11 protein-coding genes and 1 pseudogene are annotated in these 14,640 nt (G+C 71.9%); 9 read left to right on the top strand and 3 right to left on the bottom strand.

The genetic code is table 11. The features are described from left to right. Positions 1-186 precede the first annotated feature (186 nt). The 5 genes from ACH4D5_RS06355 (at position 187) to ACH4D5_RS06335 (ending at position 4,258) form a co-directional block, all read left to right on the top strand. Positions 187-2,256 carry an ATP-binding protein gene (locus ACH4D5_RS06355; protein ID WP_398299180.1) on the top strand — a complete coding sequence of 690 codons (2,070 nt, stop codon included), beginning with the start codon at positions 187-189 and terminating at the stop codon, positions 2,254-2,256. A gap of 89 nt (positions 2,257-2,345) precedes the next feature. Further along, on the top strand, positions 2,346-2,780 hold the full coding sequence (locus ACH4D5_RS06350; RefSeq protein WP_398299178.1) for a roadblock/LC7 domain-containing protein: 435 nt from the start codon (positions 2,346-2,348) through the stop codon (positions 2,778-2,780). Positions 2,781-2,782: 2 nt separating this feature from the next. Next, the gene (locus tag ACH4D5_RS06345; RefSeq protein ID WP_398299176.1) at positions 2,783-3,154 is read left to right on the top strand and encodes a DUF742 domain-containing protein; all 372 of its coding nucleotides are present in this window, start codon (positions 2,783-2,785) and stop codon (positions 3,152-3,154) included. Further along, positions 3,132-3,725 (top strand): ATP/GTP-binding protein, encoded by a 594-nt coding sequence (locus ACH4D5_RS06340; RefSeq protein WP_362998458.1) that lies wholly within the window; start codon positions 3,132-3,134, stop codon positions 3,723-3,725. The genes ACH4D5_RS06345 and ACH4D5_RS06340 overlap by 23 nt, the downstream gene beginning before the upstream one ends. Continuing rightward, the gene (locus tag ACH4D5_RS06335; protein WP_398299174.1) at positions 3,722-4,258 is read left to right on the top strand and encodes a GAF domain-containing protein; all 537 of its coding nucleotides are present in this window, start codon (positions 3,722-3,724) and stop codon (positions 4,256-4,258) included. Before ACH4D5_RS06340 ends, ACH4D5_RS06335 begins: the two co-directional genes overlap by 4 nt. A 65-nt stretch (positions 4,259-4,323) precedes the next feature. Here the strand turns inward: ACH4D5_RS06335 and ACH4D5_RS06330 are convergent, their stop codons facing one another. Further along, a complete protein-coding gene (locus tag ACH4D5_RS06330) occupies positions 4,324-4,983 on the bottom strand; it encodes a CoA transferase subunit B (RefSeq protein ID WP_398299173.1) in 660 nt (219 codons plus the stop codon). Between the two features lies 1 nt (position 4,984). Then, positions 4,985-5,767: a CoA transferase subunit A gene (locus ACH4D5_RS06325; RefSeq protein WP_398299171.1), complete on the bottom strand. Its 783-nt coding sequence runs from the start codon at positions 5,765-5,767 to the stop codon at positions 4,985-4,987. 318 nt (positions 5,768-6,085) lie between these two features. Between ACH4D5_RS06325 and ACH4D5_RS06320 the strand changes: the two genes are divergently transcribed. The 4 genes and pseudogenes from ACH4D5_RS06320 (at position 6,086) to ACH4D5_RS06305 (ending at position 11,927) form a co-directional block, all read left to right on the top strand. Then, positions 6,086-6,898 (top strand): 3-hydroxybutyrate dehydrogenase, encoded by an 813-nt coding sequence (locus tag ACH4D5_RS06320; protein ID WP_398299169.1) that lies wholly within the window; start codon positions 6,086-6,088, stop codon positions 6,896-6,898. Positions 6,899-6,969: 71 nt separating this feature from the next. After that, entirely contained in the window at positions 6,970-8,370 is a 1,401-nt protein-coding gene (locus ACH4D5_RS06315) for an MFS transporter (protein WP_398299168.1), read from the top strand. Between the two features lie 136 nt (positions 8,371-8,506). Beyond that, positions 8,507-10,453: a helix-turn-helix domain-containing protein gene (locus ACH4D5_RS06310; RefSeq protein WP_398299971.1), complete on the top strand. Its 1,947-nt coding sequence runs from the start codon at positions 8,507-8,509 to the stop codon at positions 10,451-10,453. 253 nt (positions 10,454-10,706) lie between these two features. Then, a pseudogene (locus ACH4D5_RS06305) lies at positions 10,707-11,927 on the top strand (alpha/beta hydrolase family esterase). A gap of 53 nt (positions 11,928-11,980) precedes the next feature. On the opposite strand, the gene ACH4D5_RS06300 reads toward ACH4D5_RS06305, so the two are convergent. Then, entirely contained in the window at positions 11,981-14,428 is a 2,448-nt protein-coding gene (locus tag ACH4D5_RS06300; RefSeq protein WP_398299166.1) for a polysaccharide lyase 8 family protein, read from the bottom strand. Positions 14,429-14,640: the final 212 nt, after the last annotated feature.

Raw genomic sequence — 14,640 nt, 5'->3', positions numbered from 1 at the left:
ACTTTGTCAACTGCCCACCGCACGTGATGCGTTGCCGACTACCGTGAGTGGCCGTCGGGCGACGCAGGGATGACGACACAGTGCTGACGTCGCGACCTGCCGGCCGGCACGGCGATGCCGCAACCACGCCGCAAAGAGGAGTCGGGCCGACCGCCGGACCCTCGTCGCAACGTACCGAGGACGAAGATGTCTCACCTACGCGCACCGGCCGCCCGCGCAGACCGCCGTGAGGGCGGCCGGCACGGCAGGCCCGGCAGCCGGACCGCCGCCGCACTGCCCGAGACGCACATACGCCCGCAGCTCCTGCGGATCGCCGTGCTGCCGGCCGTCGCCGTGGGCCTGAGCGCCTGCGCGGCCGTGCTGTTCACCCTCCGCTCGACCGGCTCCCGGCCGAGTCCCGCCCTGCTCGCCGTCCTCACCGCCGCCGCGCTGGTCGGCCTCGTGGGCATCGTGCTCGCCGCTGTCGCCGCCGAGCGCGCCGCCAGGTCCGTGCGCGACCGCGTCGGCGCGCTGCGTCGCGCCACCGCGCGCAGCCAGACCGAACTGCGCGGCGTCGTCGAACAGCTGCGCCGTGGCGACCAGCCGCCGACCCCCGGCACCCCGGCCTCCGGCACCCCGGCTCCCCGCACACCGGGCCGGGCGCGGCCCGGCGGCGACGAGTTCGACCTGCTCGCCGACGAGCTGAACCGCGCCCACGAGGTGGCCGTCGGCGCCGTCGTACAGGCCTCCCAGCTCTCCAGCCACGCGGGCAGCGAACAGAAGGTCGAGGTCTTCGTCAACCTCGCCCGGCGCCTGCAGTCCCTCGTGCACCGCGAGATCGCGCTGCTCGACGAGCTGGAGAACGAGGTGGAGGACCCCGAACTGCTCAAGGGCCTCTTCCACGTCGACCACCTCGCGACCCGCATCCGCCGGCACGCCGAGAACCTCGCCGTGCTCGGCGGCGCCGTCTCGCGCCGCCAGTGGAGCAACCCGGTCTCCATGACCGAGGTGATGCGCTCGGCCATCGCGGAGGTCGAGCAGTACTCGCGCGTCAAGCTGGTGCCGCCGATCGACGGCACCCTGCGCGGGCACGCCGTCGCCGACGTCATCCACCTGCTCGCCGAACTCGTCGAGAACGCCACGTTGTTCTCCGCGCCGCACACCCAGGTCCTGCTCCGCGCCAACCTCGTGACCGCCGGGCTCGCCGTGGAGGTCGAGGACCGGGGCCTCGGCATGCCCCTCGCCGAGCAGACGAAGATGAACCGGCTGCTCACCGACCCCGACCAGGTCAACGTCGCGAGCCTGCTGCAGGACGGCCGCATCGGGCTCTACGTGGTCTCCGCGCTCGCCCGCAGGCACGGTGTCGCGGTGCGGCTGCAGACCAACATCTACGGCGGTGTCCAGGCCGTACTGATCCTGCCGCAGGAGCTGTTGGGCGCCGAGCAGCAGGCGGTGCAGGTCACCCGGCGCCGACCGGCCGCCGAAGCGGCGTCGCTGGGCGCCGCCGGGCACGTACGAGAAGTCGTACAGGGCGGCGCACGGGGTGAAGCGCCGGGTGCAGCGCTGCCCGATCCCCGAACCGACCCCCACCTCGCCCCCCGAACCCAGCCCGACCCCGCCCCGCGAACCCAGCCTGACCCCGCGCCGCGAACCGAACCCCACCCCGCCCCGCGAACCCAGCCCGACCCTGCGCCGCGAACCGATCCTGACCCTGCGCCGCGCACCGACCCTCACCCCGCGCCGCGCACCGAACCCCACCCCGCGTCCCGAACCCAGCCCGACCCCGCGCCGCGCACCGAACCCCACCTCGCGCCCCGAACCGAGCCCCACCCCGCGTCCGCCCCCGAACCCGCCCCCGTGCCGCCCCGCCCCCGCCCCGCGAACGGCACCCGGCCCGCCCCCCTCCCCGTGCGCGGCGCGCGCGAGGACCGGCCGACGCCCGCCGACGCGACGCCCGGCATCCGGCCCGAGGACCGGCAGGCCGCCGCCGAGCACGCGGCGGCACCGCCGATCCCGCGCAACGGCGCCGTGCGCGGCCGCGTCGAAAGGCCCCGGCTCCCCAAACGGCGCGCCCAGGAACACATCGCACCCCAGCTGCGGGACTCACCGGCGCCGCGGCCGGCCCCGGATCCCGACCAGGTCGTCGGCCACGACCCGGGCCTGATGGCCGCGTTCCAGCGGGGCATCGGCCTCGCCCAGGCGCAGGACGCGCGTGATCCCACCTCGCGGGAGCGCCCGGCCGACGCCCCGCACGACGGGCCGGGACCCGGCGCCTGACCAGCACCCCGGGCCGGGCCCCGGCCGACCACCCCCGCCCCTGCCCCCGCAGACCTACGTACGTCCGTACCTCAAGGAGTCGATCCACCATGGCGAGCGATGCGCCGACCGGCCATGTATCCGATCTCGACTGGCTGATGAGCGGCCTCGTGCAGCGTGTGCCGCACACCCACAGCGCTGTCCTGCTCTCCTCCGACGGACTCGTGAAGTCGGTGCACGGCCTCGACCCGGACAGCGCCGACCACATGGCGGCCCTCGCCTCGGGGCTCTACTCGCTCGGGCGCAGCGCGGGCATCCGCTTCGGCGACGGCGGCGACGTCCGCCAGGTCGTCGTGGAACTGGACTCCACGCTCCTGTTCGTCTCCACCGCGGGGTCGGGCACCTGTCTGGCCGTGCTCGCCGGCCGTGAGGCCGACGCGGCCGTCCTCGGCTACGAGATGGCGATGCTGGTCAAGAGCGTACGGCCGTACCTGATCACCGCCCCCCGGCAGCCGGCCGGCGAACCCGCGCCGATGAGGCGTTGAGGGTGGCGGCCCCGCACGACGGGCCCTGGCTCGACGACGCAGCGGGACGGCTCGTCCGTCCCTACACCGTCAGCAACGGACGGACCAGACCGACCAGCCAACTCGACCTGCTCTCCCTGGTGATGGCGACCGGCGCCCTTCCGCTCGGCTACCTCGGGCCCGAGCACGCCACGGCCCTCGGCCTGTGCGACGCGCCCACCTCCGTCGCCGAGATCGCGGCGCAGCTGAGGCTGCCCGCGGTCGTGGCCAAAGTGATCCTCTCGGATCTCCTCGACTGCGGGGCCCTCACCCAGAAGGCCCCGGACTTGTACCACAACCCGACTGACCGGTCCCTGTTGGAGGCAGTGCTCGATGGATTACGACGACAGCTCTGACCCCTTCCCCACCGCACTGAAAATCTTGGTCGCGGGTGGTTTCGGGGTCGGCAAGACGACCTTCGTGGGCGCGGTCAGCGAGATCGCTCCGCTGAGCACCGAGGAGCTGCTCACCACGGTCAGCGAGGCCACCGACGACCTGTCCGGCGTGGAGAACAAGACCACGACGACCGTCGCCATGGACTTCGGGCGGATCACCCTCGATCCGCAGCACGTGCTGTACCTCTTCGGCACGCCCGGCCAGGAGCGGTTCTGGTTCATGTGGGACGAACTCTCCGAAGGAGCCCTCGGCGCGGTGGTCCTCGCCGACACCCGGCGCCTTGAGGACTGCTTCGCCGCCGTGGACTTCTTCGAGCAGCGCGGCATGGGGTTCATCGTGGCGATCAACGAGTTCGACGGCGCCCACCGCTACGAACCCGAGGAGGTGCGGTCCGCCATCGACCTCGATCCCCAAGTGCCGGTCGTGCGCTGTGACGCGCGGATCTCCAGCTCCGGCATCCAGACCCTCCTCATCCTCGTCAAGCACCTCCTCAACCACGCCCCGGCGGCCAGCCACGGAGCACACACGTGACACACGACCCGACAGGGCGGCTGCTGCTCACCCCGGTGGACACGGAGGCTCCGGCGCGGGTGCGGCGGCTACGCGGGCTGGGCATCGGGCAGCGTCCCGAACCGGCCTTCGACGTCTTCGCGGACCGGCTCGCCGAGTTGACCGCGGCGCCCTACTCGATGGTCAACTTCATCGACGAGCACGGACAGTTCTTCGCGGGCCTGCACACTCCGGAGCGCCCGGCCGGAGTCACGGGCCGCTACATGGCCCGCGATCACGGGTACTGCCCGCACGTCGTGGTGCGCCGCAAGGCCCTCGTCCTGGAGGACGTCCGCGACTATCCGCGGTTCGCGGGCAACCCCGTGGTGGAGGAGATCGGCATCCGCTCCTATCTGGGCGCGCCGCTGATCGACCGTACGGGGATGGCGCTCGGCACGGTCTGCGTCGTCGATGTCGAGCCGCGCCCCTGGGGCAGGGCGGGGCTCGACACGATCAAGCGCATGGCCGCGGAGCTGGTCGAGCAGATCCACCGGCGTGAGGAGGGCGGGATCTGACGGCGGCCGGCCCCGGGCTCAGAGGCCGCGTTCGGCCCGGCGGCAGAGCACTTCACTCTGTCCGGTCAGGCGCCGGTGGGCGCCATGAGCCGAGCGGGCACGGTCAGCTTGGCGGCCGTCGCCGCTTCGACGTCCTGGACCGTCACGTCGGGCGCGAGTTCCACCAGCTCGAAGCCGTCGGGCGTGACGTCGAGGACGGCGAGGTCGGTGATGACGCGCTGGACCACGCCGCGGCCGGTGAGCGGCAGCGTGCACTTCTCGACGAGCTTGGGGCCGCCGTCCTTGGCCGTGTGCTCCATGAGGACGATGACCCGGCGGGCTCCGTGCACCAGGTCCATGGCGCCGCCCATGCCCTTGACCATCTTGCCGGGGATCATCCAGTTGGCGAGGTCGCCGGTGGCGGAGACCTGCATGGCGCCGAGGACGGCGGTGTCGATGTGGCCGCCGCGGATCATGCCGAAGGAGAGCGCGGAGTCGAAGAACGAGGCGCCCGGCAGCGTGGTCACTGTTTCCTTGCCCGCGTTGATGAGGTCGCTGTCGAGTTCGTCCTCGGTCGGGTAGGGGCCGACGCCGAGGATGCCGTTCTCCGACTGGAGGACCACTTCGACCCCGGGCGGCAGATAGTTGGGGATGAGGGTGGGCAGCCCGATGCCGAGGTTGACGTACGTGCCGTCGATCAGTTCCCGGGCGGCCCGGGCGGCCAGCTGCTCACGGGTGAGCGCCATGTCAGGCACCGACTTCCTGCTGGGTACGGACAGTGCGGCGTTCGATGCGCCGCTGGGCTGCGGGGTCGCCGGGGTGGACGCGGACCACGCTCTGGACGAACACACCGGGCAGGTGGACCTCGTCCGGGTCCAGCTCGCCGGGTTCGACCAGGTGCTCGACCTCGGCGACGGTGACCTGGCCGGCCATCGCCGCGAGGGGGTTGAAGTTGCGGGCGGAGGAGTGGAAGACCAGGTTGCCGTGGCGGTCGCCGAGGGTGGCTCGCACCAGTGCGTAGTCGGTGGTGATGCTCTCTTCCAGCAGGTACTCGGTGCCGTCGAAGACGCGGCTCTCCTTGGGCGGTGAGGCGACGACGACGGTGCCGTCCGGACCGTAGCGCCAGGGCAGTCCGCCCTCGGCGATCTGGGTTCCGGCGCCGGCCGGTGTGTAGAAGGCGGGGATGCCCGCGCCCCCGGCGCGCAGCCGCTCGGCGAGGGTGCCCTGGGGCACCAGCTCCACCTCCAGCTCCCCGCTGAGGTACTGCCGGGCGAATTCCTTGTTCTCTCCCACGTACGAGCTGGTCATCCGGGCGATCCGGCCCGCCCGCAGGAGCAGGCCGAGCCCCCAGTCGTCCACACCGCAGTTGTTGGAGACGATCCGCAGCCGGGAAGCGCCCTCGTGCAGCAGCGCGTCGATCAACGCGCTCGGTATGCCGCACAGACCGAATCCGCCGACGGCGAGGGACGCCCCGTCGGGGATCCCTCTCACCGCCTCGGCGACGCTCGCAACTGTTTTGTCCAGACCCATTCGACTTCTCCCAGCGCTCCACTGCAGGCGGTCGGTCCGGCTCGTCCAGAACCCGACGTGTGGACGACCGTTGCTGCCTGCTCGGCCAACTCGGCGCTGAGCCTAAGAACCTCGGAGCATCCCTCACCATGGTTCTCACTCACATACCGAGCGCCTCCCCAGTGGGGGAGCGCACCGCGCGTACCGGACGTCAGCGGAGCACCGCGGACCGAGTTCCACTTCAGGCGTGGACATGGGAGAGTCCGCCACTCTTGGGCGAGGCATTGTGGTGTTCGCTGCCATAGGAGAGCCGGTCAGGTTTCTCTACTGTTTCCGGCCATGACCAGCGAATTCGCATCCTCACACCCCTCGGCGCTGGTAGCTTCGCTCTCTTCGACGGCCCGCGGCGCGGACTTGTCCGGGCGCGTGGCACTGGTGACCGGCGGTGGCAGCGGCATCGGCCTGGCATGCGCCGCCGCGCTCGCCGTCGCCGGCGCGGAAGTCCACGTGGTCGACCTGGACGCCGAGAAGGCCAAGACAGTCGCCGAGGCCATCGGGGGGCAGGCACACGCCGCCGACCTGGCCGACCCGGACGTCATCGACATGTTGCCCTCCGGCATCGACGTCCTGGTCAACAACGCCGGGCTGCAGCACGTCGCCCCGCTCCACGAGTTCCCGCCGGAGCGCTTCGCGCTCATGCAGCAGGTGATGGTCACCGCCCCGTTCCTGCTGATCCGCCGCGTGCTGCCGCACATGTACGCCAACGGATGGGGCCGGGTGATCAACATCTCCAGCGTCCACGGGCTGCGTGCCAGCGCCTACAAATCCGCCTACGTCGCCGCCAAGCACGCCTTGGAGGGACTGAGCAAGGTCACCGCCGTCGAGGGCGCCCCGCACGGGGTGACGAGCAACTGTGTGAACCCCGGCTATGTCCGCACCCCGCTGGTGGAAGCCCAGATCCAGGACCAGGCCGAGGCCCACGGCATCAGCCCCGACGACGTCGTCTCCGACGTCCTGCTCTCCCGCACTCCGCTCAAACGGCTCCTGGAGGCCGAAGAGGTCGCCGGCGCCGTCCTGTGGCTGTGCGGGCCGCACACCGGCTACATCACCGGAGCCTCGCTGCCCCTCGACGGCGGCTGGGGAGCGAGCTGACCCCCTGCCGCCCTCCGGTGCCCCGCGCACCCCTGTCCCTGCACCCACCCCGCTCCCGAAACTGGTGACACATGTCCGACGCCCCGGCCACCGGCCCCACCGCGCCAGGCAGCTCTCCCGGCATCGCCCGGATCGTCAGCGCGAGCCTGATCGGCACCACCATCGAGTGGTACGACTTCTTCCTCTACGGCTCCGCCGCCGCGCTGGTGTTCAACACCCTGTTCTTCCCCACCGCCGACCCGCTCGTCGGCACCATGATCGCCTTCATCACCTACGCGATCGGGTTCGCCGCCAGGCCGCTCGGCGGCGTGGTCTTCGGGCACTTCGGCGACAAGATCGGGCGCAAGAAGCTGCTCGTCATCAGCCTGCTCATGATGGGCGGGGCCACCTTCGCCATGGGCCTGCTCCCCACCTACGACACCATCGGCGTCGGCGCGCCGATCCTGCTCACCGTGCTGCGCCTCGTCCAGGGTTTCGCGCTGGGCGGCGAGTGGGGCGGTGCGGTCCTCCTTGTCTCCGAGCACGGCGGCGACAAGAGCCGCGGTTTCTGGGCCTCCTGGCCGCAGGCGGGAGCGCCGGGCGGCAACCTCCTGGCCACCGGCGTCCTCGCCCTGCTCGCCGCCGTCCAGTCCGAGGAGGCCTTCGAGGCCTGGGGCTGGCGCATCCCGTTCCTGCTCTCCGGCGTCCTGGTCCTGATCGGCCTGTGGATCCGCATCTCCGTCTCCGAGTCGCCCGTCTTCCTCGCCGCCCAGGCCAAGGCCCAGGCCGACGCCGCCCGCGGCGTCAAGGAGAAGCCGCCGGTGGTGGAGGTGTTCCGCCGCAGCTGGCGCGAGGTGCTGACCGCGATCGGCACCCGGTTCGGCGAGAACATCTCCTACTACGTGCTCACCGCCTTCCTCCTCGTCTACGTCACCAACCACCTGGACCTGCCCAAGAGCACCGCGCTGAACGCCGTCCTGATCGCCTCGGCCGTCCACTTCGTCACCATCCCCCTGTGGGGCGCGCTCTCCGACCGCATCGGCCGCAGGCCGGTCACCCTCATCGGCTCGGCGGGCATGGCCTTGTGGGCCTTCGCCTTCTTCGCCCTGCTCGACTCCAAGTCCTTCGCCGTGATCACTTTCGCGGTGACCATCGGCCTGCTGCTGCACGGCGCCATGTACGGCCCCCAGGCCGCCTTCATCTCCGAGATGTTCGACACCAAGGTCCGCTACTCCGGCGCCTCCATGGGCTCGCAGCTCGCCTCCATCGTGGCCGGCGCACTGGCACCGATCATCGCGGTCGAGCTGCTCAAGGAGTACGACTCCGCCACCCCCGTCGCCTGGTACCTCTGCCTGGCCGCGGTCGTCACCACCATCACCGTCGCCCTCGCCAGGGAAACACGCGGCCGGGACCTGACCGTCGCCATGACCCCCGACGGCACAGAGCAGGCCCGCCACGAGGTGTCCCCACCCGTCGGCGCCGACAGGGTCTGATCCGACGAGCCTCGCCCGCCCGACCGGGCAGCGAACATACGGGCAATCGGCCGGGCGCCCTCTCCCGCCCGGCCGGGCCCGGCCCGCACGTGTCCGGAGCCCCCGCCCGGAGGGAAGGAATGCCATCATGACCACCATGAGCGACCGCACGTACCGCGCAGCGGCTCACAGCGCGATGGCGGCCCTCAGACGACTGCTCACCCTGCTGGCCTCCGGAGCACCCGCCGACCAGTTCACCCGTCCCTCGGGCGACGCCTCCACCGCACAGCTCCCGCCCGAGGAGCGGTCCCTCCTGGACGACGCCACCCGGATCGCGCTGGAGATCCGCCGCACCCTCGACCAGCACCGCAGGCGCGAGGCCGAGCTGGCCGCGCTCTTCGACACCGCCAGCGACCTCGCGGCCCTGCGCGACCTGGACGCCGTCCTGCGCGCCATCGTCCACCGGGCCAGAACCCTCCTCGGCACCGACGCCGCCTACCTCACCCTCAACGACCCCGTCGCCAAAGACACGTACATGCGTGTCACCGACGGCTCGGTATCGGCCCGCTTCCAGCAACTGCGCCTGGGCATGGGCGAGGGCCTCGGCGGCCTGGTCGCCCAGACCGCCCGCCCCTACACCAGCGCCGACTACCAGACCGACCCCCGCTTCAAGCACACCCGCCCCATCGATGAAGCGGTGCTGGAAGAAGGGCTCGGCGGCATCCTCGGCGTGCCCCTGCGCGTCGGCAAACGCGTCATCGGCGTGCTCTTCGCCGCGGACCGCAGCCCACGTGACTTCCCGCCGGAAGCCATCGCGCTCCTCACGTCGCTCGCCGACCACGCCGCGGTCGCCATCGACAGCGCACGCATGCTGGAGGAGACCCGCTCCGCCCTGGTCGACCTGAACACGGCCAACGAAACAGCCCGGGCCCACAGCATCGCCCTGCGCCGTGCCGCCGACGCCCACGACCGGCTCACCGACCTGGTCCTGCGCGGCGCGACCGTCGACGATCTGGTCCGTGAGATCGCCGCGCTGCTCGGCGGCGGCCTCGCCCTCCACGACACCGACGGCACCGAAATGGCCCGCGCCGGCACCGACCCCCTCACCCCCTCGCCGCAGGGCATCACGGCCTCCCGCACCGGCGGCCGCGCCGTCCCGGTGGACGGCACCTGGGTCTGCGCCGTGCTGGCCGGCTCCGAGCTCCTCGGCAGCATCGTCCTCACCGGCCGCGCGGACCTGACCGACGCCGACCGGCGCCTGTTCGAACGCGCCGCCCTGGTCGCCGCCCTCCTCCTGCTCCTGCGCCGCACCATGGCCGACGCGGAGCACCGCGTGCGCGGCGAACTCCTCGACGACCTGCTCACCCGCCACCGCCCCGGCGACCGCCACGACAGCGGAAGCCTGACCCTGCGCGCCCGCAAGCTCGGCATCAACCTCTCCCGGCCCCATGCCGTCCTGGCCCTGGACACGGACAGCGAACCGCGCTCCCACCTGTTCGCGGAAACCGTCCGCCGCGCCCGGTCGCTGGACGGGCTCGCGGGAATCCACGACGGCCACATCGTCCTGCTCGTACCGTCATCCGACCCCGGGACACTCGCCGCCGAACTGGCCGCTGAACTCGGGAAGGCCGCCGGTACGCCGGTGACCGTGGGATCCGCGGGACCGGTCACCGGCCCCGAACGACTCCCGGACACCTACACGGAAGCCGGCCGCTGCCTGACCGCCCTGCACGCCCTGGGCCGCACCGGAGACGGCAGCGACATCGCCGGACTGGGTTTCCTGGGCGTCCTGCTCGGCGACCGGTCCGACATCAACGGCTTCGTCCAGCGCTACCTCGGCCCCGTCCTCGCGTACGACCAGCAGCGTGGCACCGAGCTGACGCAGACGCTCGACGCCTACTACACCCATGGCGCGAGCCTGTCCAAGGCCAAGGACGCCCTGCACGTGCACGTCAACACCGTGGTCCAGCGCCTGGACCGCGTCGCCCAACTCCTCGGCCCCGACTGGAACGCCCCCACCAGGGCCCTCGAACTACAGCTGGCCCTGCGCCTGCACCGCCTGAGCGACCACAGGATCCGTACCACCGACGGCACTTGCTCCTGATCGCTGAGCCGCACTCTGCGTACCACTGGGACGACAGGCGCCGAGCCGCGCCTCACGACCGTCGCTGAGACGTCTTTGCGCAGCCGGGGCGGTGCGTGTGGCTCGACACCACTCGGGCGATCGGCATTGTGGCGGCCCCACCCGGGGCGCAGCCGTCACGTGCGCCCCTAACCTCCACACCACCTCGTGAAGGCCGCAGCGGGATCGGTCAGCGCACGCGGTCATCGCAGAACTCGAATACGGAGGCCCCCCCATGTCCCATGCCCCAGCCACCGTCCGCCGCCGACCGGTCGCGGCACGCGCCGCCGGACCGGCCGCGGGACTCGCCGTCCTGCTGCTGGCCGCGCTGTCCATCGTGGCCACCTCAGGCCCGGCCCGCGCGGCGGGCACACCCCAGGAAGTGACGGGCTTCGGTTCCAACCCGGGCAACCTGCGCATGTTCCGTTACGTGCCCGTGGGACTGCCCAGCGGGCGCCCTGTCGTGGTGGCCATGCACGGCTGCACCCAGAACGCCTCCGGCTACGCGGCAGGCACCGGCTGGACCGAGCTGGCCGACCAGTACAAGTTCTCCGTCGTCTTCCCGCAGCAACAGAGCGCCAACAACGCGAACTCCTGCTTCAACTGGTTCGAGTCCGGCGACACACGGTGAGGCTCGGGAGAAGCACTGTCGATCAAGCAGATGGTCGACCGCACGAAGGAGGACGAGGGTTCGACCAAGGCGTACGTCAGCGGCCTCTCCGCGGGAGGCGGGATGACCTCCGCCATGCTGGCGGCCTACCCCGACGTCTTCTCCGGCGGGGGAGTGATCGCCGGACTGCCCTACGGCTGCGCCAACTCCGTTGCCTCTGCCTACAGTTGCATGAGCCCCGGCGTCGGCAAGTCCCCCAAGGAGTGGGGCGACAAGGTCAGGGCCGCCTTCCCGTCGTACTCCGGGCCGCGCCCGAAGGTCTCGATCTGGCACGGCACTTCGGATGCGACGGTGAAACCGATGAACGCCACCGAGATCATGGAGCAGTTCACCGACGCCAACGGCACCGATCAGACACCGGACACCACCGACAAGGTCGCGGGGTACCCCCACCGGGTCTACGGCGGCACGGTGGAGACCTACGACATCACCGGCATGGGACACGGCCACCCCATCGACCCCGGGACGGGCCCGGCCCAGTGCGGTTCGGCGGTCTCCTACATCCTGGACGTGAACATCTGCTCCGCGTACCACCTCGTCCGCTTCTGGGACATCGACGACAGCAACCCGCCGACGCCTACGCCGACGCCTACGCCGACGCCGACAAGCACGACTCCGCCGTACTCCGACAGCGTCATGGGCACAGCGACCGACCACTACGTGGCCCAGCGCGTCACCGTGACCGAGTACAACCAACTGGGTGCCGCCCACGGCTACAACACACCCTTCACCCTCTACCGGTGCGCGGCGGGATGGACGGACAAGGCCGACTGCTCACCGATCTGAGCCGGGAGGACGACGCTCCCGCAAACGCCGGACCGGCGGGAGCGCCCCAGGGGTCAGGCGAGTTCCGCCGTGTGCGTGCGGCCCCGGGAACCGCCCACCCGCACGGTGACGACGGGCCGGGACCCCGGCACGACCGTCACCGTGTCATCGGCACGGACCACCTCCCGCACGCCGAAGGGAAGTTCGACGCTCACTGTCGTCCCCGTGCGGCCGGGATCGGCGACGGCCACGGACACGCCTCCGCGCCCGCGGCGCACAAGCACCGTGCAAGGCCCGGACGACGTGAGGCCCCCGGCCCGGCCGTGGCCCCAGAAGTGCGCCGCGAGTACCCCGTCCCGCCGGGCCTCGACGGCCTGCACGGTCGCGTCGTTGGCCACGACCCGCACGGGCCGGCCCTGCGCCCAGGCCGCCGTCGCCGCCGCACTCGCGCCGGGCAGCAGGACGTAGGCGTACGAGGCGGAGGCGGGGGACACCCCGTGGTCGAGCCAGAGAGTCAGATAGCGGCGCCGCACCGGTGAGGCGCTCCCCCCTGTGTCGGCGCCGGTGTTGATGTCCCGCCACGCGCCGACGCGCTCCTCGCGCAGCGCGCGCAGGCCCGGGTCGCCGACGCGGCCGGGGAAGTCGGGGAAGACGTAGCCGCCGGTGCCGTCCAGGTGCGCCCACCGGGCAGCGCCGAGCCGGGCGGACCAGCCGTCGTGGTCCGGCTGCCGGCGGCCGTCGACGGTCAGCCGCCGCACCGGCCCGTCGGCGTGCAGATTGCGGTTCTCGACGACCGTCTCGATCGTGCGCCCGTCGCTCGCGCCGATGTCCGCGCCGAGCGCGACGACGGCGTTGTCGAGGAAGAACCACGCCTTGCGGGCCCGCAAGGTGCTGCCGTCGGCGATCAGTTCCATGGCCGCGGCGCCGTGCCGGGAGTCCAGGGCCGCGCCGCCCGCCACGGCGTTCTTCGGACGGTACGTGCTCGTGCCGCTGCCCGTGCCGATGTCGGCGCGGGCCCGGGTGTCCACGGTCGTGCCCGGCAGGCGGTACGGATCGACGGTCGCCCAGAAGGCGTCGCCGAACTGCCCGAGGTCGTCGCCGTCGTACAGATAGGTCATGCCGTCGCCGGTGTACCAGCCGTGCAGGTTCTCGCCGTTGCCCGCCTCGTACGCGGCGACGCGCTTCGACGAGAGCGACAGGGTGAAGGCCCAGCCGGGCCGCCGGTGCACCACCCGGTCCATGCCGGCGAAGACGAAGTGCCCCGTGAGCCGGTCCGCGGCCGGCACCGACCCGTCGTCGAGGACGGCCTTGGCGCGGACCAGAGCGGGAATGCCCACGAGACGCAGGTACGGGGTGGTTGTGTTGCGGCGAATCCAACCCTTGGCGAGGGCCCGCCAGCGCCGCGCGTACGCGGTCGGCGCGCCCGAAGCCAGCTGCAGGATGTGCGAGAGCGCCGCCGCCCCGTCGTTGTGGTCCCGCGCCTTCTCCCTGGATATCGCCCGGCCGCGCACCGCGTCCATCATCAGCCCGTCGAAGACCACCGGCGCGAACGTCCGGTCCACGGCCTCGTAGAGCACGGACGTCTTCGGATCGGTGACCGCCCACGGGGAGTCCGCGAGGAGCGCGATCAGCTGGCCCGCCGCGCCGAGCAGGACACTGCCGTACGTTCCCGTGTACGCGACGGAACCGTGCTGCACGAACGACCCGTCCTCGTAGAAGCCGTCCCCCGAAGTGACGTACTGGAAAAGGCTGTTCCTGCCGCCGTCCCGGCGGTCGGAGAGGCCGTCGCGGGCCAGCGCCACCGTGGCGGTGTCCCGGGTGAGCAGGCCGCGCAGGGCCACGATCACGGCCTTGTCGGCGCGGTTGGCACCGGTTTCGGCGAGCGAGGGGGAGTTGGTGCGGCGGTCCGGGTCCGGGCAGAACTTCGCGACCGTCGCCGTGTACGCGGCCAGGTCGTCGGCGGGCATGCGGGCCCGCAGCAGCACGCACGTGTCCATGAGCGCTCGGGGCGCGCCGATCTCCCAGAACCACCAGTTGCCGGACTCCGGGCGGTCGGGACGGTAGCCGGTGGAGCGCAGGAAGCGCAGCGCGTCGAGCAGGATGTCGACGGTCTCCGCGCTGCCGCTGAGCGAGGTGCCGGGGGTGGCCCAGGCCGTCGCGAGGGTACGCAGACGGGTGTAGCTCTGGCCGAAGTTGCCGGGGTCCGAGGCGGGGGAGAGGTCGGGCCACAGCGCGGTCCGGCCCGCCGACCGGTCCAACTGCCGCCACCAGCCCGACGCCTGGGCGTCCAGGACTTTCAGGGCCGCGGCGAAGTCCGGGTCCGAGGCGTCGAAGCCACCGCCGGTGAGCTGCGTGGCGGCGCGGGCGAGCAGCGTGTCGTACGCCTCTTCGGGCGCGCTCCCGGCCGGTGCGGCCCATGCGGTGCCGCCCGCGACCGGCGGTACGAGGGCGGACGCGGCGCCCGCGATGAGGAGTGTGCGACGGCGGGGCGCGGAGGAGGAGCAGGAGTCGGGCGTGGGCATGCGAACTCCCAGAGGTGTCGGGGCGTTCCGGGTGAGCCGATTCCGCGACAGCATGTAAGCGGTTGCTATGACGCGCAAGGGTTCGGGACGGTTTTCTATGGCCTTTCTCCCCCGTGACTCCAGGAGGTGGGAGGAAAGCCCAAGAGCGCGACGCTCCGGGTCATGAACAGAAGAAGTAACCGATTACTACGCTGAGGCACCCCTCGACCCTC

Source organism: Streptomyces sp. NPDC018029, from assembly GCF_044327655.1.
In the GTDB taxonomy this organism is placed as follows: domain Bacteria; phylum Actinomycetota; class Actinomycetes; order Streptomycetales; family Streptomycetaceae; genus Streptomyces.
Note: the sequence above shows the minus strand (reverse complement) of the source record. Positions and strands in the feature narration are given on the sequence as shown.

What these genes read in the sequence shown, in the direction of transcription:
- ACH4D5_RS06350 (WP_398299178.1), top strand. Translation starts at nt 2,346, where the DNA reads ATGGCGAGCGATGCGCCGACCGGCCATGTATCCGATCTCGACTGGCTG.
- ACH4D5_RS06325 (WP_398299171.1), bottom strand. Translation starts at nt 5,767, where the DNA reads ATGGGTCTGGACAAAACAGTTGCGAGCGTCGCCGAGGCGGTGAGAGGG.
- ACH4D5_RS06310 (WP_398299971.1), top strand. Translation starts at nt 8,507, where the DNA reads ATGAGCGACCGCACGTACCGCGCAGCGGCTCACAGCGCGATGGCGGCC.
- ACH4D5_RS06330 (WP_398299173.1), bottom strand. Translation starts at nt 4,983, where the DNA reads ATGGCGCTCACCCGTGAGCAGCTGGCCGCCCGGGCCGCCCGGGAACTG.
- ACH4D5_RS06315 (WP_398299168.1), top strand. Translation starts at nt 6,970, where the DNA reads ATGTCCGACGCCCCGGCCACCGGCCCCACCGCGCCAGGCAGCTCTCCC.
- ACH4D5_RS06300 (WP_398299166.1), bottom strand. Translation starts at nt 14,428, where the DNA reads ATGCCCACGCCCGACTCCTGCTCCTCCTCCGCGCCCCGCCGTCGCACA.
- ACH4D5_RS06355 (WP_398299180.1), top strand. Translation starts at nt 187, where the DNA reads ATGTCTCACCTACGCGCACCGGCCGCCCGCGCAGACCGCCGTGAGGGC.
- ACH4D5_RS06320 (WP_398299169.1), top strand. Translation starts at nt 6,086, where the DNA reads ATGACCAGCGAATTCGCATCCTCACACCCCTCGGCGCTGGTAGCTTCG.
- ACH4D5_RS06340 (WP_362998458.1), top strand. Translation starts at nt 3,132, where the DNA reads ATGGATTACGACGACAGCTCTGACCCCTTCCCCACCGCACTGAAAATC.